Source organism: Alteribacillus sp. HJP-4, assembly GCF_042139015.1.
Taxonomy (GTDB): domain Bacteria; phylum Bacillota; class Bacilli; order Bacillales; family Marinococcaceae; genus JBHIKY01.
In genome coordinates this window covers 1-23,060 of sequence record NZ_JBHIKY010000004.1, presented here as the reverse complement: position 1 = coordinate 23,060, position 23,060 = coordinate 1, and the positions used below count along the sequence as shown (strand labels likewise).

The following is a 23,060-nucleotide window of genomic DNA, read 5'->3' as shown; positions in this document are numbered from 1 at the left end:
CGAGCGAAATCGCTGCTCAACGGTACAACCGATTTCTATTTCTATCCGTGCTACATCTTATTTTCTACTTGAGAAAACCAAATAATTCATCAGGTCGTGTAAACACGGCATCCGGTTCTGTGGTGTATTCGGAGGACTGATATTCCGGGAGCCATTGAACACCGGCGACTGCCAGCCCAGCACGTTTTCCAGCATGAATGTCCCCGTCGCTGTCCCCAATGTACATCGCTTCCTCATTGGTCACATTCAGCTCAGATAATGCCTTGAGCACTCCTTCAGGATTTGGCTTATCATCGTCCACTTCGTCCCCAGTAACGATTACATCGAACTGTTCTTTCAAATCCAGCTTTTCCAGCGATATGTTTAAGCTTCTTCTCGATTTACCGGTGACTACCCCTAATTTAATATCTTTTTGCTTTATTACAGCCAGCATTTTCTCTATTTCATGGTTTTTATCAACGAGCCGGTTGTGGTGATCCTCATACACTTTAAAATAATGCTCTATCGCTTCCTCCAGCTGGGTATTATTCAACTGCTCAGTAATAATCTCCGGTTCGGGGGGACCAAACAGATCGACCACTTCATTATTAGAGAGTGATTTATTATCAAATTTCTTAAAGACCTGCTGAAAACTATAGATATTCACAGGAAGGGTATTCGCAAGCGTCCCATCAAAATCAAATATAATTGCTTTCAATATTTCCACTCCCTTTTTAAATAAATATGCCAAGCCAGACTGCATTCAATATTGCCAGCATCAGCATTATTTTTTCATAAGATGAGACTTGTACCGGGTCAGCTACGTTCATTTTAAAAATGAACAAAGCGGAGACAGCGGTAACAATAGTTACCCCGGCACCGGCCCAGAAACGTTCAGGTATAAGCCATGCGGTGCAGGTAAAAGCCAAAAAATAATAGGTGAGTGCAGGCAGACGGCTCCACGCCAATCCGAATTTTTCTGCAGCCCATACTACACTTGTCCTTTTTGGAGGAACGGCATTCTTATCAGCGTCCAGGTCCGGAATGTGGTGAACCATTACCCATGCTATACATATTAATGCGTTAATTACTGCATTCTGCAGAGCCCACTCTGGAGGTGACCCCAATGCAAGCCAGGCCCCTGCAAATCCTAGAAATAATACGGAAGGAAAGGTACAGAGCCATTCTCCGATAAATGGCCGGTAGCTGAACCGCAGCGGAGGTACAGAATATGCGACCGCTGCCCACAACCCTACAAATAACAGGACCGCCAGGCGGTAATAACCGAGCATAAGAAAAACAAGTAAAATCATTACTAGTAAAATGCTTAGCCATTTCCCGAACCTGCCGAGAGATTCAACCGAAAATACCTCCGTTTGTATCACCCGGCTGCCCCCGGATAAAATTGCAGGGCTGTTCGTATCCGTTCCCGATAGGTGGTCTGTGTAATCATTTAATGCATGCGTCAGTACCCCGTGTATGAGAAAGGCACTAAAGATAAGAAGAATAAAGATTGAAATTAACTCAATATTTGGGGTGGATACATATAAAAATAAAGGAAGCATCGTTGATATTATTGTGGCTACGCTAGAGGAGATTACAGCGATGGAACGCAGCAGCAGAATTCCACCTTTCATTACAGTAACAGCTTGTTTGGCGATGGAATGCACTTCCTTTCTATGTAATATAAAACTGAAAAAACCGGGAAGCAGGATTACCTTTCTTTTCCCGATTTTCTCAGTATTTTAAACGATGGAAATAGAGGGGGGTGGATTCTTACAGCTCACCGGCGCAACAGAATGTATAAAAGCACCATCATGACAACGTCCAGCCTTGCGTTAAATAGGAAGGAGAAAACTCCCGATTGGATGGTTGGAATTTTTACCAGGAGCAACGCGGCAGCCACTATTATGAGCAGTACAATACTCGCTTCTTTTACATATTTGCCTAAGAAAATGAGAATACCGCAGATGATTTCAATTACAGCTACAGCAAGCATTACATTGGAAGAAAAAGGGAGTTCAAGATCATTTATTATATCTGGGCTTATGATTTTCATAATACCTGAAACGATAAAGACGAATGCCGTTACATACCGTATTAAAATGATTGTAGAAAATGAACCACTTTTCATTGAAATACCTCCTCTTTTGTTATTCTTATGAGACAATAGATATCCCCATGACTCCTTACGAAGAATTGAAATGTATAAAATAATAGTAAAGCATTGCTTTATAAGTCTGTGAATTTTCACGATAAAATGTATAATAAGTGCTATATACTGGTAATTATGACAATCCATTAGGCAGGTGCATGTATGTATAACTGGGATTTATATTCTAGGTTAATGAGTGACTACAGCAGTCAATTTTCTTACGACGGTATTGACGGAAGACGTTTAGCAGCGCGTTTGCATGCAATTTCAGAAATAGGATTAACCGAAGAAGGGGGGAGCCGGCGCTTAGGTTTTTCGATTGAGGAAAAACAAGCAAAGCAGGTAATTATCGGCTGGATGCAGGAAGCAGGGCTAACCGTAACCGAGGATGGTGCAGGTAATGTGTTTGGACGTCTTGAAGGAAAACATCCGGATCTGCCGGTAATTATGAGTGGCTCACACGTGGACAGCGTTCCCAATGGCGGGCATTTTGACGGCCCTTTAGGTGTCCTTGCTGCCATTGAGGTAGCAGAATCCTGGAATCGATCTGGATTTCAGCCGAATAGGACGTTTGAAGCCGTAATCTTTTCAGATGAAGAAGGCTCAAGGTTTTCTAACGGTTTAACCGGAAGCCGGGCGATGACCGGCGATGTAGATATGGAGGTTCAGCGGGGGTTAAAGGATTCTGATTCCATTTCGTTTTTTAATGCTCTCGAGAAAGCAGGGCTTTCCGAAGAGGGATTCATCAGGGCTGAACGGGATTTAAGTAAAATAAAATCTTTTGTTGAAGTACATATTGAGCAAGGAAAAACGCTGGAGAAACAGAACCTGCCTGTTGGGATCGTTTCAGGAATCGCCGGGCCTTGCTGGATGGAGATAACGTTTGAAGGAAAAGCCGGACATGCGGGGAATACTCCAATGACGGAAAGGCAGGATGCTTTAGCTGCAGCGGGCCAGTTTGTGAGTGATGTTCCGGACCTTCCAGGGACGTTGAGCAGTTCGGCAGTGGCTACTGTGGGAAAGCTTCATGTTTATCCGAATGGAGCTAACGTGATTCCAGGGAAAGTGACGCTGGTGGTCGATATTCGAGATATTTATGAGAATAAAAGAGACGAGCTTATAAGGCTGGTAATTGCACAGGCGGAAAAATCCGCTGAACACTTTGGAGTCGCCTGCCACTGGCAGCAGACGTTAAAGGTAGCCCCCGTTCTGATTCCTATCCATTTAAAAAATAGATTTTCTCAGGCAATGGAAAAGCATCATTTACTCGCAACAGATCTCCCGAGTGGTGCAGGTCATGATGCAATGGTGATTGGCCGCCATCTTCCCGCTGCTATGCTTTTTGTGAGAAGCAAAGATGGCATAAGTCATCATCCGGAAGAATGGTCTTCTTTAAATGACTGCGTTCAGGGTGTGCATGTGCTTAAATCTTATCTTGAATCGATTATTGAAGAATAAGGAAATAAAAAAGCTCCGGGGCTACCCGTGAGCTTTTTCCTTTTCCTTTACTGATTCAAAGCTGAACCCATTGACATCAGCGATTTTTCCTCTCCACAAGCCGCTTCCGATCAAAAATTGACCCTGGGACTTAATAATTTTAGCCTGTTTTAAGTGAAGATATCCAGTTTCGTATTCATCCTGGTCATTGTCCTTCTGGAATTTTTCAGACAATTTATCAAAAAAAGTGCTCATTTTTTCTTCAAGTTCATTCTGCTCATTATTCTGAAGTTCATTTTCAAGCTCGGTCAGGTATGCAACATTACCGATCAGAATTCCGGAAATTGTAATGCCGCTCACATTCAATGTGATATCTAATTCCGCTCCATTGTCTGCAAGACGGACAAGGTATCTCAGCACGTAATCAATGTTTTTCACATCCTGCATTTCTTCCTTCATAATATTTCCCTCCAATTTGTGGATAATATTAGTCTTTACCCAACAGTGGCGGATTATTAATCAAAAGCTGTTAAACATACAAAAACCCTCCTGGAGGTAATATCCAGAAGGGCTTTACTAGATCAGCCTGTAGATTCTTGATATTCAGTGTTGTCAGTGCGATTGTCTTTTTTCTTTTTTTTGCCGAATCTGCCAAAGCCTTTGCCTGTAGCCGTAAACAATCGATAAACAGCAGGGATGAGCACCAGTGTAATCAGTGACGCAAACAGCAGCCCGGAAATAATTACAGTGGCCATCGGAGCTTGATAACTGCTGGATGAGCCGGTAGCCAGAGCAAGAGGGAGCATGCCTCCGACTGTAGTAAAGGTCGTCATTAATATCGGACGGATCCGGTTTCTGCCGGCTTCAATCAAAGCATCTGATACAGTATGCCCGTCTCTTCTAAGCTGATTAGTACGGTCTATTAGCAGAATGGCATTATTTAAAACAATACCGATCAGCATAATCACGCCTATACCGGACATTATGCTGAGCTCACGCTGGGTAATAAGTAACCCAAGGATCGCACCGACAATGGTCATCGGAATGACGGACATTACAATGATAGGGTGGAGCAGGTGATTAAATTGCACAGCCATCACCAAGTAAACCAGAAATATCGCTATGGCAAGAACCAGCAGCATTTCCATCATTAACTCCTGCTGCTGTTCAAGATCTCCTGCTACTTCAATACTATAGCCGGAAGGAGTCTCAAAATTATCAATTGTCTGTTGGACATCACGATTAATTGTTCCAAGATCTGCGCCTTCAATATCCGCCGAAATAGACATTTGCCGCTCACCGTTGCGATGTGCGATTTCGTTCGGAGTCTCGACGCTTGTAAGCTCAATGAAAGTAGAGAGGGTTTCATTACCATCTGCTGTTGGAATTTCCAAATCAAGCAGCGCCTCTTCTGAAGCAGTCGCTTCATCCCATTGAACCATTAATGGAACATCTTTTTCATTCACGGTCATCTCACCGAGAGGCATAGTTAAGAATGCCTGCTCAATAAATTGTCTTATTTGCGGCTGAGACAATCCGGCATCTTCGATTTCGTTTTCGTCTAATTCAACGATCTGCTCTATGGAAGATCGTTCCATGGAATTGGTAACGCCGACAATGCCATCAATGCTTTCTAGCTCATTCGTAAAATCATCAGAAATAGACTGAAGCTCTTCGAAACTGTCCCCTTCCACATTTACCTGAACCGGATATCCTCCGCCGCCGGACATGACATCCTGCACATTCTCTACAGGATAATTTTCTTCGAGGGCACGCAGGGAACGAAATATTTCATCATTCACTTCATCCTGGTCGGTTGTAATGTCATCGTCTTTTGTCATATTGATAATGGTATAAAACATTCCGCCATTATCTATAACATAGCTCGACTCCACATCCTTGACCTCATCGAGAGAAGAGGTCATTTCTGCTACTATTTCCTCCTTATCCTCAGGCGAGATCCCTGTTTCAAGATCTACCATTAACTCAGCATAACGGTTGAACATATCCGGCATTATTGTCATCGGAATTTTTTGCACGAAAAATAATGAGCCGGCGAAAATGATAGCAAACACACTGATTACAGTGAAGCTGTACCGTTTTTTCTTGACAATTTTAGAAACTAACCGGCTGTAGGAGGTAAGAAAAATACCATCTTTTGTCCTTTTTTTTGACTTTCGCAGTCTTAAGAAATTCTCTGAGAGCGAAGGAATGAGTGTAAAGGAAACGACCACAGAGCTGATCAGCGTTATAGCCACAACAGCTGAAAGCATAATCATAAATTCGCCCATTTCTCCTCCGACAAGGCCGATTGGAAGAAATACGACAATCGTAGTCAGCATGGAGGCGATCACCGCTGTTGCAACTTCCTTAGTACCCTCAAGTACTGCTTCAAGTCTGGCAAAGCCCTGCTCTTTTTTTCTATATATTGATTCCAGAATGACAATGGAGGAGTCGACCATCATTCCGATTCCAAGTCCAAGCCCGATCAGAGTGAGCATGTTGACGCTGTAGTCGAATACCCACATGGCAGCAAATGTAAGCAGGATAGAAGTAGGTATTGCAATACCTACAATGAAAGTCGCCCGTACGTTCCGTAAAAATAGGAACAAGACAGCAATTGCAATAATGCCTCCAATCAAAATATTGCTGGACACACTATCTATTGAATCCTGGACATAATCAGCCTGAGCGACCATCTCGTTTACAGTAAAACCTTCAACGAGCCCATCCTTTCGAATGGAATCGACTTCTTCACGTACCGCGTTTGCCATGTCTATCTGTGTTGCCTCTGAAGCACGGCCAACCTGCACAAACATGAAGTCTTTCGTTCCATTTTTCCAGACAAACGAAGAGTTTTCCATCGGTTCAAGAGAGGCATCAGCGATTTCATCTAATTGAATCAGCCCCTCCTCTGTTTGAATCTGAATATTCTCAACATCCTCCACATTCTCTAAAGAAGTATTCCAGCGTACGGACGGAGAGTCATTGTCTTCCCTAAGTTCGCCGACAGTTGCTTCATTGTTTACTTGTTGAATAGTTTCTGTGATCTGAGTGATATCAAGTCCTCGATCTTCCAGTTCCTCCCTGTCCAATTCAATTACCATTTCTTCATCAACTGAGCCTGATACGTCAACATCTCTTACTTCTGGTAGTTCTTCTAATCTAGGCTCAAGGACATCTTCCGCAAAGGCGGTCATTTTATCCATATTCCCGCCTGATACATCCATAAAAAATTCGTAGCTTTGAGAAGTCCCGTACTGCCCTGTTTCCACATCTTCCACTGCCGTAATATCTGAGGTTGAAGAATTAATAAGAGATTCTACCTCAGAAAACACTTCATCGTCGCTGTTCTCAGCAAAGGTTAATTGCAGAGAACTGTGGCCGATAGTTGTCGTTGAGTTAATATCTTCAACGCCTTCTACCCCAAGCACGGCCTGTTCAATTGGCTCCGTAATCATTCTTTCTACTTCAATTGCCGGTGTCTCACCGGCACTTACCTCCACGTAGGCCCCGTTCAGTTCAACCGAAGGCATTAACTCCTTATTTAATTCAAATACAGCATAGCTTCCAATGAATAAAACTAATACAGATAATAACGCTACTAAAATTTTTCTTTTAACAATGAATTTCAGCCAATGCACATTACCACTCCTTTTTTCACAATACAATAGTACTGAAACTGTGTTAAATTTTAACATCACAGAACATCATTATATACCGAAATATTGGAGAATTAACTGCTTTTTTTTAATAAATAAAATATTTTTTCGGAATATAAATCAGTGATGGCGCATAGATGATAAAATTTTCAGCTTCTTGACTCATAATTATCATACCTTTCCTTTAAGAAATTTGAATTAAGCTCTGGCCGTATTTTTAAGTAGGTCTCCAGGCGTAGATAAATGTAAGAAAAAAGCACCCTGCCCTTGGAGCAGAGTGCTGAAACAACTTTTATCCACTTTCTTTCATAAGATCTTTGATGGTTCTGCCATAGGGCAAAGAAGCAAGATTTAAAATTCCGTGTTCACCCGTTTTATCCCCAACTGGGAGTATTTATATGTATATACTTTTTCAACAGGTGTAGTTATAAATGGCGCAGGAAACTCGAAGGATTATTTAAAAAATCCTTCGTTAAGCGTACGTGTTCTAAATCCTGATAATCTCTTTTAACAAATGTATCTTCTTCCATGCTGTAAATATCAGCCCCTGGAAGTGCCATAAGGATTGGGGAATGAGTTGCAATAATGAATTGACCATTTTTTTCAACCATTTCATTTATAAGTGAAATTAGAGAAAGCTGTTTTAAAGGGGACAGCGGTGCTTCAGGCTCGTCCAGAATGTAGAGTCCGTCCTCCCGGAATCTGGCTTGGAATAAATCGAGGAAGCTTTCGCCGTGAGAACGATATTCAAGTCCTTCACCATAAAGGTCCTTAAGCTCTCCGAGGGTCCTGGCGTACGGCATTACCTCCAGACTAAATGGGTCTTTTTTTTTGATCTCGTCAACTCGCTGCTGAGATTCTCGTTTCATTGCTGCAATTCTGCTTGTAAATGTATTAAAATCATTTGCCCGAAAGAAAAAGCCGGCTTTTGTTTTTAACTTCCATGAAAGTTTCAGCGCTGCTGCCAGCTGTCTTGCCGGCTCAAGGGAGGGATCATCATCAATATTACCGCCGCTTATTAAAATACTCCCAATGTTTGAGGCGATTGCTTCGAGGAGGGTGGATTTTCCTGATCCATTCTCTCCAACGAAAATCGTAACGGGCTTCTGGAAATGCATAGATTGGAAATTCTGTATGATAGGGAGGGAAAAGGGATACCCAGTATTTTCTGATATTTGTTTATCAAGCGTAACGGATTGTAAAAGCATTGGAATCACCTCCTATGCGCATCATAGATAATCTTATCGTCACAAAATTTTTTAGGTATGTATATATCCCTTTTATATATAAAACCAGACCTGCTCCAAATGAAGATATGGCAGCAGGTCATTGTTTTCATTAGTTGAGTTACTATTTCAATTTATAAAGAAGCTGATGCTCTATCACATTCAGTCCATTGGTAAAGCTTCTCCCCAGACGTGATTCGATATATCAACAACATGACGGAGCTTGCTGAATTGTTCTTTTTCATTAAGAAGATTTCCTTCTTCAGTAGAGGCAAACCCGCACTGGGGACTTAAACAGAGCTGATTTATATCAACATAGCGGGAAGCCTCATCGATACGTTTTATTATATCTTCTTTTTTTTCCAACTGCCCAAATTTTGAGGTGACCAGGCCAAGCACGATTTGAAGATCTGAACGGTTTACGAATCGGAGAGGTTCAAAACCACCGGCACGGTCACTATCATATTCCAGAAAAAAACCATCCACCTGAAGCTTCTCAAACAAAATTTCAGCTACAGGTTCGTATCCTCCTGAAGAGATCCAGGTGGAGCGGAAGTTGCCCCGGCAGATATGCATCGTAATTTTCATATCTTTTGGCCGATCTGCGACAGCCTCGTTAATGGTGGATACATACCAGCTCTTCAGCTCCTCAGGATCTTCACCCCGCTCCTTAATTTTACTCAGCTGTTCCTCTGAACAGAAGTAAGCCCAGGAGGTGTCGTCAAGCTGCAAGTAACGGCATCCGGACTCATAAAATGCCTCAATTGCTTTTTTATATGTGCTGGCAAGGTCTGCAAAGAATAATTTTTTGTCCGGATAAATGTCCTCATCAATGTCTCCGCGAAAATGAAGCATGCTCGGGCTTGGGATGGTCATTTTTGCTGTATAATCTCCCGCTGTTTTCTGAAGATAGGTGAAGTGTTCAAGCATGGGGTGGCTGGTGAAATCCAAAGTGCCGTTTACCTTGACAGCTCGGGACTTTGTCTGCTGCTGCTGAAATTGAATGCCACTCTCTGTATTATAGCCTTTCACTCCATCCAGTCCTTCAAAAAAATCAAAGTGCCACCAGCCCCTCCGGAATTCTCCGTCTGTCACAGCACGCAATCCTGCATTTTTTTGTTCTTCCACAATCCTGGAAATTTCCTCATCCTCCACTTTTCTGAGTTCTTTGTCACTTATGTTTGCTGCTTTCCAGTCCGCCCTCGCTTCTTTTAATCGCTGCGGCCTGAGCAGGCTGCCGACATGATCTGCACGATAAGGCGGACGATTTGTTTCAAGTGCCAAGATAATCACTTCCTTCTTAAAAAAAATCAGTGTAGTAGGTGTTTTTTCTGCATCCACTAAATAAAACAACCTGATGTGATAGTAATCACAACAGGCTGACGATCTTTATTGAAGAGCTTCTACGACTTTCTCTGCTGTACTTTGACTTGACTGCGGGTTTTGACCAGTAATAAGTCTGCCGTCACGTACTGAGTGATCAGACCATTTATCGCCGCGCTCAAATAAGGCACCGTTTTCTCGAAGCTTGCTTTCGAGCATAAATGGCATATGAGCGTCGAGCTGCATTTCTTTTTCCTCCTCGTCTGTAAAGGAAGTCAGTTTCTTTCCACTGACAAATGAGCGGCCGTCAGAATATTTCGTGTTCACGAGACCTGCAGGACCGTGACAAACTGAACCGACAACTTTGTCCTGATCGGCATAATGTGTGAGTAGTGTCTGCAGCACCTCGTTCTCAGGGAAGTCAAACATGGTGCCGTGACCTCCTGGAAGAAAGATGGCATCAAAATTCGTATCGTCTGAACTCACTTTTGATGTATGCTTTAATTCGTTTTCTGCTTCTTTCCATTCCGCATGGTCCTCGATGCTGTTTGGGTCAAGAGGAACATCTCCGCCTTCGATGCTTGTGACCTTCACATCAAAGCCATTTTTTTTAAAGACGTTATAGGGCACTGCAAACTCTTCCAGCCAGAGTCCCGTTTTATGATCATCCGTAATTGTTGTATGATTCGTCACAACCATTAGTACATTTTTTGCCATAAGTCATGCCTCCTTATGATTTCCCTATCTATTTTAAAGTGCTTCTGCTGCAAATGTAAAAAGTTCTGCTTACGAATTAGCGTTTCCTTTTGCAGGAATAGGATGCTGCTGAAAATTTCTGGCGAAATGGATTAAATTGTACGTCATCATTTTCGTGCTTGATTGAGTATATTCACTTTTCTGGCCAGCTTCAATATATGATGGTCCTGGACCGGCTTCGCCAAACCAAATAGGAGACGGCGTTTGGAGGAACTGTAAAACCATTAGTCAGCAGGCCGTAAAGAATTGATCTGGACGCTTCCTTTGCCCCCCATCTTCATTGCCGGTTATAACAGAGCCTGCAACTTTGTTATAAAAAACCGGCTGACCTTTTTCATTTGTTTCCTCACTTGAAGCGTTAATTCTTTCAATAAGAAGCTTAGCTATGCGTTGTGGACAATTATCCTGTTAGAAACGTAAACTAAAAAAAACAACGGATGGACAGTGACGTTCTATTCCCTGATTAAATATAAAGATAAACTTACAACGAAATGTGGGATAAAGATGAAAATTATTGTTATTTCGGATACACATATACCAGGGAAAGCAAAAAAGCTGCCGGAACGTCTGCTGAGGGAACTGAGTGAGGTGGACCTGATCGTGCATGCCGGTGATTGGCAGACATACAGCGTATACGAAGAAATTAGTGAATACGGGCCTGTGGAAGGGGTTTACGGCAATGTCGATGACAAGGAAATCATCCAAAGATTCCCTGAGAAAAAAATTATTGAAGCAGAGGGTTGGAAAATAGGTATTACTCATGGACATGGAGAAAGGAAAACAACGGAGAAACGAGCGGCCGATGCATTTGAGATGCCTATTGACTGTATTATTTTCGGGCATTCTCATATACCAATGCTTCGATATAAAGGGAAAACTCTATTATTTAACCCAGGCTCAGTTACGGATAAAAGAAAACTTCCGTATTATTCCTTTGGTATTATGGAAGTAACCAAGCAGCTCTCGATAAAGCATGTTTTCTATTCAGATAAAATGTAAAGTTGGCCGTGTCTGGAAATTAGAATTGATTCAGAGAAAACTCTACTTTTTTCTTCACAAATAGCAATGTAGAATATGATATAATTTTCAAAATATAGATAAAAAGAAGCAGAGAGCAGGAGAAAGTTTTAAAAAAGAGGTGGAGAGAGAATGAAATATGGTTTTGCCAAGCGGGTTTATCACATGCAGTCTTCAGCGGTCCGTGATATTCTCAAGGTCGTAAACAAGGGTGATGTGATATCGTTTGCAGGAGGTCTGCCGGATGAAAAACTGTTTCCTGTTCAGGAAGTAAGAAAAGCTTTTGATCAGGCACTTCTATCTAATCCAAAGGTGCTGCAATACGGAGAGACAGAAGGAATTCCTGCCCTCAGAGAGATGTTGTGTGAGCGGATGGAAAAGAAAGATATTTTCCGTAACCCGGAGAATGTACTTGTTACTTCCGGTTCTCAGCAGGCGATTGATTTGTTTGCGAGAGTGATGTTTGATCCAGGAGACATTATTCTAACTGAAAACCCTACGTATTTAGCGGCTCTACAGGTATTTCAATCCTATGAGGCTAATATCGTAGCCGTTGACTCGGATGAGGACGGAATGTTGGAGGAGGATCTAGAGGAAAAAATACGACATTTAAAGCCAAAATGTATTTATGTCGTACCAACTTATTCTAATCCAGGGGGGAAGGTGTGGTCTTTAGAGAGGCGAAGAAAGCTTCTTCAGCTTGCAAAAAAGTACCATACAATTATATTTGAAGATGATCCGTATGGGGATATACAATTTGACGAAAGTGATACTGTTCCTCCACTAGCTTCGATGGATGATAATAAATACGTAGTATACACGAGCACATTTTCAAAAACAGTCGTTCCAGCGATGCGGACAGGATGGATAGCCGGCCCTTATCAAATTATCCGAATGATGGCTCAGGCAAAACAAGCTACCGATCTTCACACCAACTCGTTAACGCAGCATGCCCTTGTTCATTTAATGAAGGAATTTGATCTGGACGCGCATATCCGTACACTGTGTAAGTCGTATAAAGACCGGATGCTGCTTATGAAGGACATTTTTGATAGTGGAGACGAGCTTGATATACACTATACTGAACCAAAAGGCGGTATGTTCTTCTGGGTCACTATGCCGGAAGACGTTCACACGACAGCGTTGTTAAAGGATGCAGTTTCAAATGGAGTAGCTTTTGTTCCTGGTGCTCCTTTTTATGTATCAAACCCGGCTCTAAATACAATGAGGCTTAACTTTACAAATGCCGAGCCGGAAAAGATAGAGACAGGCATGAGACGATTGGTACAAGTAATGAACAGATCTGCGGCAGGAGTTGTCGATTAACTCCATCTGCGACGGCGCGGACTTCTATAAGACTTTTTTTGGTAAGGCTTTTTTATTAATTCTTTCAGATAATACTCTCCGGCAGGATTTTTGCGCTGTAAGAGTTCGACGGTCAGCTTTACATCGTCGAGTGCCCGGTGGTTCTGACTCTGGGCAATCTTATGTGCTTTACAGAGGTATAATAGCTTTCTCGTCGGAAAACCATAGGATTTCCACCGTACACCCTGGACAGAACAGTGCCAGGGTGTTGTTTTTGTTGATGGAAAGCAGCGCTCGATAAAGCCGCGGTCAAAAGATACATTGTGCGCGATAATTAAATCTGCGGAGGAAAATAACTGATCAAATTTAGCTGTGTCCATTTTCTTACCGGCCACATCCTCGTCCGTGATCCCATGCACTCGTATGACATTTGCCGGAATGGAAAAGCTTGGTTCGTTCAGTTCATTTGCTTCTTCTAATACTTCAAGAATTTTTCCACTAGATTTATGAACACGGCAAAGCATAACCCCGATTTCAACAATTTCGTCCTTATCGGGTGACATGCCGGTAGTTTCAACATCGACAAAAGCTGCATTAATCGTATTAACTCCTGTGCCGGGCAGCGTGAGGCTATTATCTACATACCACTGGAGCGCCTTTGTGTCCAAATTTCCAAGCTGTTGAATAATTCTTTCATAATTAATCTCTGACTCTCTCTCTGCATATGTATGCAATCGAATACTGGCACGCTGCATTTCATCAATCCGTTTTAACACAGCAGATTTCAACTCTTTATGATAAGCACCAGCCTCATAAAATTTCTCTGTTGCTTCACGGGCTTTTTCAAACTCGTCTATGCTTGCATACGCCTGGATTAATAAGTGACGAAAGGGAATGGACTTTGGCTCCGTATTACACTGCTGCAAATATTCCGGCAGTTCGTTCAACACAATTTCACTTAGTGATATGATCCTCTGTACATCTATTTTACTGCTTATGGACAGCTCGAAGTTTTCAATTTCCTCTTGAATCCTATGGAAGTCGTCCTTATTTGACATGATGTCCTCACTCCCTTATCCGCTGGAGGATATTATTTATATTTTACAGCATATTTAGTGAGTATGGGTAATAAAAAAATGATCGATTCTGACAACAAATAGAGAATTTTACCGAAAAGAAGGATTTCATGATAACCAATTCGAAACTGTTAGTAAGATTAACGCAGACAAAATAGCATGTGAAAGGAAAGGAGCGTTATAGATGAAGTACCGGACACTGGGAAAAACCGGCATGAATGTTTCTGTGATCGGTCTTGGGACCTGGCAATTCGGCGGAGAGTGGGGACATAATTATACTCAGCCTGAAGTGGATGCAATATTTGAGAAAGCAAGAGAAACAGGTATAAATCTTATAGACACTGCTGAATGCTATGGTGATCACCTCTCGGAGGAATTTATCGGTAAAGCAATAGAAAGAGACCGGGATAAATGGGTGCTTGCCACTAAATTCGGACACAAATTTCATAATTTATACGAGCGCACGCGTCATTTTCAGCCAGAGGAAGTTCTTGATCAATTAGATGAGTCTTTAAAAGCCCTTCGTACTGACTATATTGATCTGTACCAGTTTCATTCAGGAGTAGGAGAAGAATTTGATAACGATGAGCTTTGGACAATGCTGGATAAACAGTTGAAATCAGGGAAAATCAAGCATATCGGTATATCAATCGCAAAAAATGATGATATTTATCAGGTTGGAAATGCAGGCAGAATTGGATCGGAAGCGGTTCAGGTAGTATATAACAGGTTGGACCGTGCCCCTGAGGATGAAGTTCTGCCTTCCTGCAGACATCAAAATCTCGGGGTATTAGCCAGAGTTCCTCTAGCAAGCGGCTACTTAAGCGGTAAATATAAACCTGGAGCGTCATTTGCCGATAATGATGTGCGGCACCGGCATAATAAAGAGGAAACCAGGACAAAACTAGAATCCGTGGCACACCTCCATAAAAACGAAGTGCCGGAAGGTGTCCCGATGGCACAATGGGCATTGGCATGGTGCCTGAATCACCCTGCGGTCACCTCTGTCATTCCTGGATGCAAGAACGCTGAACAGGCAGCGGCGAATGCTGCTGCCGCAGATTTGGATCTTGTTACGGAAGAGCACCCACAGGCGGTCGGAAAATAAAATTACAGCGTTTGCGTTTTTAACCTGAGTCGCTTCCTCCCGTTTCTCGCTATTGGTGATTTTCGAAAACAAGGAGGTGCTATCATCAGCTCGGTGGAAAAGGCATAATAGAGGAGATGCGTGCAGACTGTGGAGATGAAATCCGCTAATCTATCAAAATCAGCTGGTTTATGAAGGTTTCTGGACATCAGGTACGCTATTTGCTTGAAATGATGTGAATTAAGCTCTCAGATTCACCATTAACGGAATCCATGTCCGACAAAACTATAAAATCGGTCTGGTTAGAGCAAATAACTGCACAGTGTCCGGAGAGATGGGCGTGGCTGCGCTGAGTTGGAATAGGGGCGGAGTAATCTTTCTGCAGCTGGAGGCAGCCGCTTCCCGAAGTAAGCGATCAGCTTCCTCGGCGGCTGCTCATTTCTATACATGTAGAAGTGTAATCATACAAAATTTCTGTCGGTAATTTTACATTTCAGCAGCCTATTACTTATATTTCAAAACAATTGAGGATAGATTAAAAAAACAAAAAAAGACTTGAAAAATATAACGCTTACATTTAGGATGTAAATATTGATTTTCTAGTAAACAATTTGATAAGCTTTTCAGAATTATATACCGGGCATTTGACTGCAGCGTAAAGTGGTCGACTTCAGGCCGGTTAAAAACGGTCACATCCGCCTCACTGCTGATCATGCTTGAGATGAAATCAATTAATAACAATTAAAGGTAGAAGAAACCTCTTTTCCTGACAGTAAAGCGGTTATCTTTTTACCCAAAAACTAAACCGGTTTAGTTAACGTCAAACTTTGAAAGTTACGTGGAGATGAAAAATGAAAAAAACCAAAAAAATCACCATTAATGATGTGGCAAAACATGCAAATGTCTCAAAAAGCACCGTCTCACAATATTTAAATGAAAGATTTGAATATATGGGTGAGAAAACGAAGGATAACATTCAGCAAAGTATCGAAGAACTTGGCTATGCACCGAATTTTATTGCGAGGAGTCTTACGAAGAAAAAAACTTCTACAATCGGTATTATCGTGGCCAACATTCTGCACGGCTTTTCGACTCAGGTTATCCGCTCTATTGAAGACAGCTGTAATGAAAAAGATATACACGTTATTGTCTGCAATGCAGACGACGATCCTGTGAAAGAAAAAAAGTATTTAACGATGCTTCAGTCTAAGCAAGTGGATGGTTTCATTATATTTCCTTCCCGGCAAAATACTAGCGTATATCAGCAGCTGCTTGACTATCAGATTCCAGTGGTGTTTATGGACCGTATTATGCCGGAAGTAAGCGTTTCAACAATTTTGCTTGATAATTATAAAGCGGCAGAGCTGGCTGTTGAGCATTTTTCAGAAAAAGGGCATGACAATATTGCTATAGTCACGCCAAAGCTCGAGCCTCCAATTACACCCCGGATCGAGCGTTTAGATGGTTTCAGGATGGCGATGGATGAATTCGGGAAGGACTGCCGGGAGGAGTTTATCTTTTCTGGAGATCTTCCCTTATTGCGGGGGCAATTGAATAAAATTTTCAAACGAAAGGTTAAGCCCACAGCCATCTTGGCTTCAAATGATCTCGCATTAATTGCGCTTCTTGAATTCTGCAAAGAAAAAGAGATGCGGCTTCCTGAGGAACTCAGCATAATAGGTATCGACGAAGTCTCATTTGCAGTTCTGCACAACCCCGGGCTTACTACGATTAATCAGCCCGCCTTTGAAATGGGAAAACAAGCTGCAGAGCTGTTATTGGCACAAATAAATGATCACCCTACAAAACCGGAAATTTATCGTTATGAACCGAGATTTGCTGTACGTTCTTCCGTTTCCGACATACACTGATATTTATTTTGGAAGCGCTTTATATAAATCGTTATTTAACCATGAAGAAAGTAAAGCAGACAGAGTGAAGATATACATGATGGGAGGAACTATTATGAAAAAGTTTATGTGGACTGCGTTTATTGCTTCTTTAGTCGTCGTGATGATAGCGGGATGCGCGCAGAAAACACCAGAAAATACAGATTCAGCGGGTGCTTCAGAAAAAAATACTTACGAAATAGTACTGGCAGAAAATCAGCCCGATGATTATCCGACTACGATTGGAGACAAAGCATTTGCAGAAATGGTGGAAGAACGTTCAGATGGCAGAATTCAAGTAGACGTTTTTTCAGGCGGCCAGCTGGGAGACGAACGAAGTGCCCTGGAACAGGTTCAGATTGGTTCTATTGAAATGACTAGAACAAACGCAAGCCCGCTTGTAGATTTCTCAGAGGATATCGGAGTACTGTCGATGCCTTACCTGTTTGAAAATGAAGAGGCAATGTGGGATGTACTTTTATCAGATATAGGAACCGATCTGTTGAATTCTTTAGAGGATGCAGGTATGCAGGGGCTCGCCTTTTATGATTCTGGAAGCAGACATCTTTATAATACAGAACGGCCGATCGAAGAGCCGGAAGATATGAAGGATTTGAAGATCCGGGTGCAGCCATCGAATATGATGATTGACTTAATTGATACTCTTGGAGGTTCCCCCAGCACGATGTCATTTTCAGAAGTTTATTCCGGATTGGAAACAGGTGTCGTAGATGGTGCAGAGAATAATCTTCCGAGCTTTTATACGACCAACCATTACGAAGTTGCAGACTACTATACGTTGAATGCCCACTCTACAGTACCTGAAGTACTTATTATGTCTGATGATTTTTGGAATGAGCTGAGTGAAGAGGACCAGGAAATTGTATGGAGCGCAGCTCAGGACTCCATTGAAATTCAGCGGGAGGCCTGGGCTGAGCTGGAAGAAGAAGCAGCGGCAGCGCTTGAAGAGAATGGAAATGAAGTTATAGAAATTAATGATTATTCAAGTTGGAGAGAGGCAGTCCAGCCTCTTTATGAAAAATACGGTCCAAAATACGAGGATTGGATAGACCGAATCGATGAAGCTCAATAGGAGGAGATTATTATGAAAGGGATTAACCGGATAAGAGACAAGATCAATAAAACGATAGAAATTATCTCTGTTTCTTTGTTAACGGTGATGGTAGTTGCAATCACCTTTCAAGTTATCTTAAGAACAGCGTTTGAAATTTCTATTACATGGCTGGAGCCATTGACCGTATTTTTATTTATTTGGGTCAGCTTTTTCGGTATCGCCTACGGATTTAGAGAAAGAACACATATCAGCGTAGAAGTGTTTTATAGTTATTTTCCTGAACGAATTAAAAGGCTTTGCAGAAGAGGTGACGCCATTCTGGTTGTTTTAGTCGGAGCCGTTATCGCTTATTACGGTACAGTTTTTGCCTTAGACAGCATGGGGACTAATCAGCCGGGGTTAAACATCCCTTCAGGCTTTGTCTATTTGGTACTCCCAATTACCGGACTGCTGATGATCTTTTTTGGGCTGATGAACTTTATAAATGATGATGATTCCTCAGGAGATGACACCTTAGAAGAGACGAGAGGAGAGTAAGACATGGAAATTGCAATTTTATTCGGAAGCTTTCTTTTGCTGCTTATATTAAGAGTGCCCGTTGCGCTTACACTTGTTATTTCATCTTTATTGACAGCGTTATCAATCGGTATACCATTGCCGGCAGTGTTACAGAGAATGGTAGCCGGGATGAACTCCTTTTCTCTCCTCGCCATTCCATTTTTTATTTTGGCAGGGGAAATTATGAATGAAGGAGGTATTTCCAGAAGGCTTATTAATTTATCAAATTTATTAATTGGTAAAATCCGGGGCGGTCTTGCACTGGTTAATATCGCTGCCAGCACATTTTTCGGGGGGATCTCTGGTTCCTCTGTGGCTGATGTCTCTTCTGTTGGTTCGGTGTTAATTCCGATGATGAGAAAAAAAGGTTATGATCAGGCTTACTCAGTCAGTGTGACCGTCTCCAGTGCCGCACAGGGTGTTATTCTGCCGCCGAGTCACAATATGATTATTTATTCCACTGCAGCAGGAGGCGTCTCCATCAGCGGCCTGTTTATGGGCGGAGTACTACCAGGACTCCTCCTAGCTTTTGTACTGATGGTTATCGCTTATGTCATAGCTGTAAAAAGAAATTATCCTAAAAGTGAACCAATGAAAAAAGAAGAGATCCCAAAAGTATTACGGGAAGGTATATTAGGTCTGTTGACTGCTGTGATAATTATTGGAGGGATTGTATCGGGATTTTTCACTGCCACAGAGTCAGCTGCTATTGGAACAGTTTATGCCTTTATCATTACATTTTTTGTGTACCGGGATGTACCGTTAAGTAATTTTAGATATGTTCTGCATCGCACATTTAAGACTCTTTCTATGGTATTGTTTTTAATTTCAGCTTCATCCGGATTTGGGTGGCTGTTAGCTTATTTGGAGGTCCCTGGCGCGGTTTCTGACTCGCTGCTCTCTTTTTCCTCCAATGAGATTATCACTCTGCTTCTAATTAATCTGATATTATTGCTTCTGGGAACAGTAATGGACATGGCTCCGTTGATTTTAATCGCTACACCAATCTTTCTGCCTGTCGTATCAGAGCTTGGAATGGATCCGATACATTTTGGCATAATGCTGATACTCAACCTATCTATAGGATTGATTACGCCGCCTGTCGGAGCAGCTTTATTCGTTGGCTCTGCTATTGGGGACATTCCAATGGAAAAAGTATTAAAAACATTGATGCCTTTCTATGGAGCAATGATAGCAGTTCTGCTCATTATTACGTTTTGGAGCGACATTGTTATGTTCATTCCAGGACTTCTTGAATAAAAGAATGGAAGAATGGTATTTTTTATCAAAAAAGAATATGAAATCGTTTGCAGAAATGATATTATAGTGTTAAATGATAATTTCATAGGAGGCTACTGTCGATGATAAATGTTACAGTTTGGAATGAATACCGCCACGAAATCGAAGATCAGGAAGTACGGGAAATGTATCCTGAGGGTATACATAATGTTGTTGCTTCCTTTATAAAGGAGAATGGCAGTGAGGTTCGCACTGCTACTCTTGATGAAGAAAATCACGGTTTGACTGACGAGGTTCTACAAAATACTGATGTACTCGTATGGTGGGGTCATAAAGCACATGATGAAGTGAACGATGAAATTGTTGATAAAGTCCATGAACGAGTTCTTGATGGAATGGGACTTATTGTACTGCATTCCGCTCACTTTTCAAAGATATTCAAAAAATTAATGGGAACCACGTGTGACTTAAAATGGCGGGAAGCTGATGAAAAAGAACGGATGTGGGTAGTCAACCCCGCACATCCAATTACAGAAGGTATTGGAGAGTATATCGAGCTGGAACGGGAAGAAATGTATGGAGAACATTTCGATATCCCCGCTCCTGACGAACTTATATTTACAAGCTGGTTTGAAGGCGGGGAAGTCTTCCGCAGCGGCTGCACCTTTTATCGCGGGAACGGTAAAATCTTTTACTTCCGTCCCGGCCATGAAACGTACCCAACGTATTACAACAAAGAGGTACAACGTGTTATTCAAAATGGAGTGAAATGGGCTGCGCCTGCAAATAGACCAAGACCTATTTACGGAAATGCCAGTCCACTAGAACAAATTTCAAATGATTAGCAGCGATTCCTCATTCTGTATTGCCGGAATGAGGAATTTTTTTCCTTGTGGTGAATAATGCTTTTCTCTGTAATGTGTGATACGGTTAATTATAAGATAGGAGGGAACGGCATGAATACATGTGTTGTGTCCGATCGCAAAAAAAATATAACGGTTAAAGCTGAACGAATGGCCATTTACATGCAAAGCACGATTGTGGAAGCCTCAGCAGATAATCGTCAGTCCTACTATTTAATTTTTTATAAAAATGATTTTCTTATCGCAATAAAGGCGGCAAGTGTTAATCGCCGCTCCTTTTTGGAAAAAGCATTTAAAAAAGGAATGCGTTTTTCAGGTAATCATCCTTTAATGGAAAATCTTCTTTCCTCTTCGCCTGTGTATATGGTTAAAAGCCTCCCTTCTTTCATGGAAAAGCTACCCAGCCGCTATTCTTCCTACGAGGCAGCTTATATCTTTACTTTCTTTGATGCCTTCCTAACTAAAAAACACATCTTTAAGGAAATCCAATCAATATACTTTCAATACCGCCGCAACGGACAGCTTTTCGGTAGTTACCGAATGATTCAACTGTTGAAGCAGTACGTTCCAAAACATAGCTGGCTGAAACAATTAATGGCTGATGCTTCCTTCGATAGGTTCAGTGAACTTTACACGCAACAGCCGTCACTCCTTCTTACAGACGATCCATTGTACGCAGAACGAATGATGTTTAAAAAAAGGTCAGATGGAGATAATGCCTCTGCTCTGCAGCAGATCTATTCAAAAGAAAACCGTATAGTAGAGCTGATGGCATTGTTAATCACTGAAATGAAGCGCCGCCCTTCTATGAAAGTATATAGAGAAATAACCGAGCGTCTTCCAGTTTATTTTTCTGATACACAGCGCTTGAAAATATTTGAAAATCTATACAAACAATCACCGCAGTTCTCTGCCCTGCAGGAGGACTTAATTCATTCCTATTTAAACGGGGATCATCCGGAAAAAGCAGTCTCGTTGATGACTTCCGCACGCACTTCTCTGACTGCTGAGCAGCTTGAAAAGATCGCTGTCAGTCTCAAACATTCCCAATTTGACAAAGACAAACACATTCTTTCTCACGCAAACAAAGTTATTATTCAATTATTTGATGCTCATCCTGAACACGCAGAGGACCTCTTAAAAAAATGCATTATTTCGATGCTACAGCATTATGATTTTAAATATATTTTTGATTGGATGGCTCCAATCCAGAAAGCTTCACCGAATTCACCTATTTTTGCACAAGTGATGAAGATGGAAGGTCTTGCAAATGATCCGGAAAAGCAGCTGCAGCTTGGCGAATTATACTACGCATTCAAGCAGTTTGATCTAGCTATAGAATGTTTCAGCTGGGAAATGGAACTGAAATCCTCTGATCCGAAGCCAGTATTATGGCTTTCAAAAGCTTATTATGAAAAAGGAATGGAACAGGAATCAAAGGCATACCGTGAAATGTACCGTACTATGCAGCAAGCATAACGCATAAAATCTGCCTATCTGCCCCATAATGTAGTATATCTACCATTGGGAAAGAAGGAGAGCAAATGATTAATAATAATTGGCGTTATTTCATTCTATGTTTTGGAATACTGACAGTAACGCTTGCTGGCTGCGGACTTCAGAAAGAAAGCGATGAAGCACGAGAAAATCAGCCTGGTCCCGTGCGCTATGAAATAGATGAAGAATTTGATGAAGATTTATTTCAGGAAGAGTGGGATCAATGGCCTGAAAATGATAGCGGCGAGGATGCTGGTGCTGAATCAGATGTGGAAAAACCGGGAGCTGAAAACAAAGAGGCGGCTGGTGGAAATGGAGTCATTGGAGAAATAGTAACATTAACAAATGAGGCAAGAGAAGAACATGGCCTGCCGCCGTTGCGGATGGACAATGACTTAAATAAAGTAGCAGAGGCAAAATCGGCGGATATGGCGGAAAATAATTATTTTGCCCATGAATCTCCAACGTATGGGACTCCATTTGAAATGATGGATGAATTTGGAATTGAATATACGGTCGCTTCAGAAAATATCGCCATGGGGCAACGTTCTGCTCAGCAGGCAGTGGAAGGCTGGATGAACAGTGAAGGGCACCGGGAAAACATTTTAAATAATGAAGTTACCCATATTGGCGCGGGATTTGAAGAAAATGGACGGTATTGGACGCAGATGTTTATAAAAAAATAAAGAAGATAACGGGGCTGTAGCAAAAGCCCCTTTTTATAGAAAAAGTAGTATCCTAAATAGAAGATAGCAGGGGACAAGTCCGAGACTCCTGTGGGAAGAGCAGCGAGGCTGCTGAAAAACCTGCATTTTATCTCCAACAAAAACGGAAGTTCAAAAAAGGACCCTTTTATTCCTCTATTGGAATAAAAGGGTCCTAAAATTTCAGATGTTTTGGGGTGTCTTGTTACTTT

General features: G+C 41.8%; 20 protein-coding genes. 11 read left to right on the top strand and 9 right to left on the bottom strand.

Features of this window, described 5'->3' with window-relative positions:
- Window positions 1–64 precede the first annotated feature (64 nt).
- The 3 genes from ACE4RR_RS04605 to ACE4RR_RS04595 form a co-directional block, all read right to left on the bottom strand.
- Window positions 65–706, bottom strand: coding sequence for an HAD family hydrolase (locus tag ACE4RR_RS04605; protein ID WP_375534424.1), 642 nt, complete (start codon window positions 704–706; stop codon window positions 65–67).
- Between the two features lie 7 nt (window positions 707–713).
- Window positions 714–1,616: a prenyltransferase gene (locus ACE4RR_RS04600; RefSeq protein WP_375534232.1), complete on the bottom strand. Its 903-nt coding sequence runs from the start codon at window positions 1,614–1,616 to the stop codon at window positions 714–716.
- Window positions 1,617–1,762: 146 nt separating this feature from the next.
- Window positions 1,763–2,113, bottom strand: a complete 351-nt coding sequence (locus tag ACE4RR_RS04595; protein WP_375534231.1) for a DoxX family protein — start codon at window positions 2,111–2,113, stop codon at window positions 1,763–1,765.
- A 183-nt stretch (window positions 2,114–2,296) separates the two neighbouring features.
- Between ACE4RR_RS04595 and ACE4RR_RS04590 the strand changes: the two genes are divergently transcribed.
- Window positions 2,297–3,592, top strand: coding sequence for a M20 family metallo-hydrolase (locus ACE4RR_RS04590; protein ID WP_375534230.1), 1,296 nt, complete (start codon window positions 2,297–2,299; stop codon window positions 3,590–3,592).
- A 21-nt stretch (window positions 3,593–3,613) separates the two neighbouring features.
- Here ACE4RR_RS04590 and gvpU read toward each other — a convergent pair whose 3' ends face one another.
- The 5 genes from gvpU to ACE4RR_RS04565 all read right to left on the bottom strand — a co-directional run bounded on the left by gvpU (window position 3,614) and on the right by ACE4RR_RS04565 (window position 10,499).
- A complete protein-coding gene (gene gvpU, locus ACE4RR_RS04585; RefSeq protein WP_375534229.1) occupies window positions 3,614–4,030 on the bottom strand; it encodes a gas vesicle accessory protein GvpU in 417 nt (138 codons plus the stop codon).
- Between the two features lie 122 nt (window positions 4,031–4,152).
- A complete protein-coding gene (locus ACE4RR_RS04580; RefSeq protein ID WP_375534228.1) occupies window positions 4,153–7,215 on the bottom strand; it encodes an efflux RND transporter permease subunit in 3,063 nt (1,020 codons plus the stop codon).
- 443 nt (window positions 7,216–7,658) lie between these two features.
- Window positions 7,659–8,441, bottom strand: a complete 783-nt coding sequence (locus tag ACE4RR_RS04575) for an AAA family ATPase (protein ID WP_375534227.1) — start codon at window positions 8,439–8,441, stop codon at window positions 7,659–7,661.
- A 180-nt stretch (window positions 8,442–8,621) separates the two neighbouring features.
- Complete coding sequence (locus ACE4RR_RS04570; protein WP_375534226.1) at window positions 8,622–9,743, bottom strand: 5-methyltetrahydropteroyltriglutamate--homocysteine S-methyltransferase; 1,122 nt, start codon at window positions 9,741–9,743, stop codon at window positions 8,622–8,624.
- Between the two features lie 105 nt (window positions 9,744–9,848).
- Entirely contained in the window at window positions 9,849–10,499 is a 651-nt protein-coding gene (locus tag ACE4RR_RS04565) for a type 1 glutamine amidotransferase domain-containing protein (protein WP_375534225.1), read from the bottom strand.
- 543 nt (window positions 10,500–11,042) lie between these two features.
- On the opposite strand from ACE4RR_RS04565, the gene ACE4RR_RS04560 reads away from it, so the two are divergent.
- Window positions 11,043–11,537, top strand: coding sequence for a metallophosphoesterase family protein (locus ACE4RR_RS04560; RefSeq protein ID WP_375534224.1), 495 nt, complete (start codon window positions 11,043–11,045; stop codon window positions 11,535–11,537).
- Between the two features lie 150 nt (window positions 11,538–11,687).
- The gene (locus ACE4RR_RS04555; protein WP_375534223.1) at window positions 11,688–12,881 is read left to right on the top strand and encodes an aminotransferase-like domain-containing protein; all 1,194 of its coding nucleotides are present in this window, start codon (window positions 11,688–11,690) and stop codon (window positions 12,879–12,881) included.
- Here ACE4RR_RS04555 and ACE4RR_RS04550 read toward each other — a convergent pair.
- The gene (locus ACE4RR_RS04550; protein WP_375534222.1) at window positions 12,878–13,918 is read right to left on the bottom strand and encodes an exonuclease domain-containing protein; all 1,041 of its coding nucleotides are present in this window, start codon (window positions 13,916–13,918) and stop codon (window positions 12,878–12,880) included. The genes ACE4RR_RS04555 and ACE4RR_RS04550 overlap by 4 nt on opposite strands.
- A 202-nt stretch (window positions 13,919–14,120) precedes the next feature.
- Here ACE4RR_RS04550 and ACE4RR_RS04545 point away from each other — a divergent pair, with 202 nt between their 5' ends.
- From ACE4RR_RS04545 to ACE4RR_RS04510, 8 genes are all read left to right on the top strand, one after another.
- Window positions 14,121–15,044 carry an aldo/keto reductase gene (locus ACE4RR_RS04545; RefSeq protein ID WP_375534221.1) on the top strand — a complete coding sequence of 308 codons (924 nt, stop codon included), beginning with the start codon at window positions 14,121–14,123 and terminating at the stop codon, window positions 15,042–15,044.
- An 830-nt stretch (window positions 15,045–15,874) separates the two neighbouring features.
- On the top strand, window positions 15,875–16,894 hold the full coding sequence (locus tag ACE4RR_RS04540) for a LacI family DNA-binding transcriptional regulator (RefSeq protein WP_375534220.1): 1,020 nt from the start codon (window positions 15,875–15,877) through the stop codon (window positions 16,892–16,894).
- Window positions 16,895–16,988: 94 nt separating this feature from the next.
- Window positions 16,989–18,005 (top strand): TRAP transporter substrate-binding protein, encoded by a 1,017-nt coding sequence (locus ACE4RR_RS04535; RefSeq protein WP_375534219.1) that lies wholly within the window; start codon window positions 16,989–16,991, stop codon window positions 18,003–18,005.
- 12 nt (window positions 18,006–18,017) lie between these two features.
- Window positions 18,018–18,524 (top strand): TRAP transporter small permease, encoded by a 507-nt coding sequence (locus tag ACE4RR_RS04530; RefSeq protein WP_375534218.1) that lies wholly within the window; start codon window positions 18,018–18,020, stop codon window positions 18,522–18,524.
- A gap of 3 nt (window positions 18,525–18,527) precedes the next feature.
- Window positions 18,528–19,805 carry a TRAP transporter large permease gene (locus ACE4RR_RS04525; RefSeq protein ID WP_375534217.1) on the top strand — a complete coding sequence of 426 codons (1,278 nt, stop codon included), beginning with the start codon at window positions 18,528–18,530 and terminating at the stop codon, window positions 19,803–19,805.
- A 101-nt stretch (window positions 19,806–19,906) separates the two neighbouring features.
- The gene (locus ACE4RR_RS04520) at window positions 19,907–20,629 is read left to right on the top strand and encodes a ThuA domain-containing protein (protein WP_375534216.1); all 723 of its coding nucleotides are present in this window, start codon (window positions 19,907–19,909) and stop codon (window positions 20,627–20,629) included.
- Between the two features lie 111 nt (window positions 20,630–20,740).
- A complete protein-coding gene (locus ACE4RR_RS04515) occupies window positions 20,741–22,126 on the top strand; it encodes a hypothetical protein (protein WP_375534215.1) in 1,386 nt (461 codons plus the stop codon).
- A 65-nt stretch (window positions 22,127–22,191) separates the two neighbouring features.
- Window positions 22,192–22,830: a CAP domain-containing protein gene (locus ACE4RR_RS04510; RefSeq protein WP_375534214.1), complete on the top strand. Its 639-nt coding sequence runs from the start codon at window positions 22,192–22,194 to the stop codon at window positions 22,828–22,830.
- Window positions 22,831–23,060: the final 230 nt, after the last annotated feature.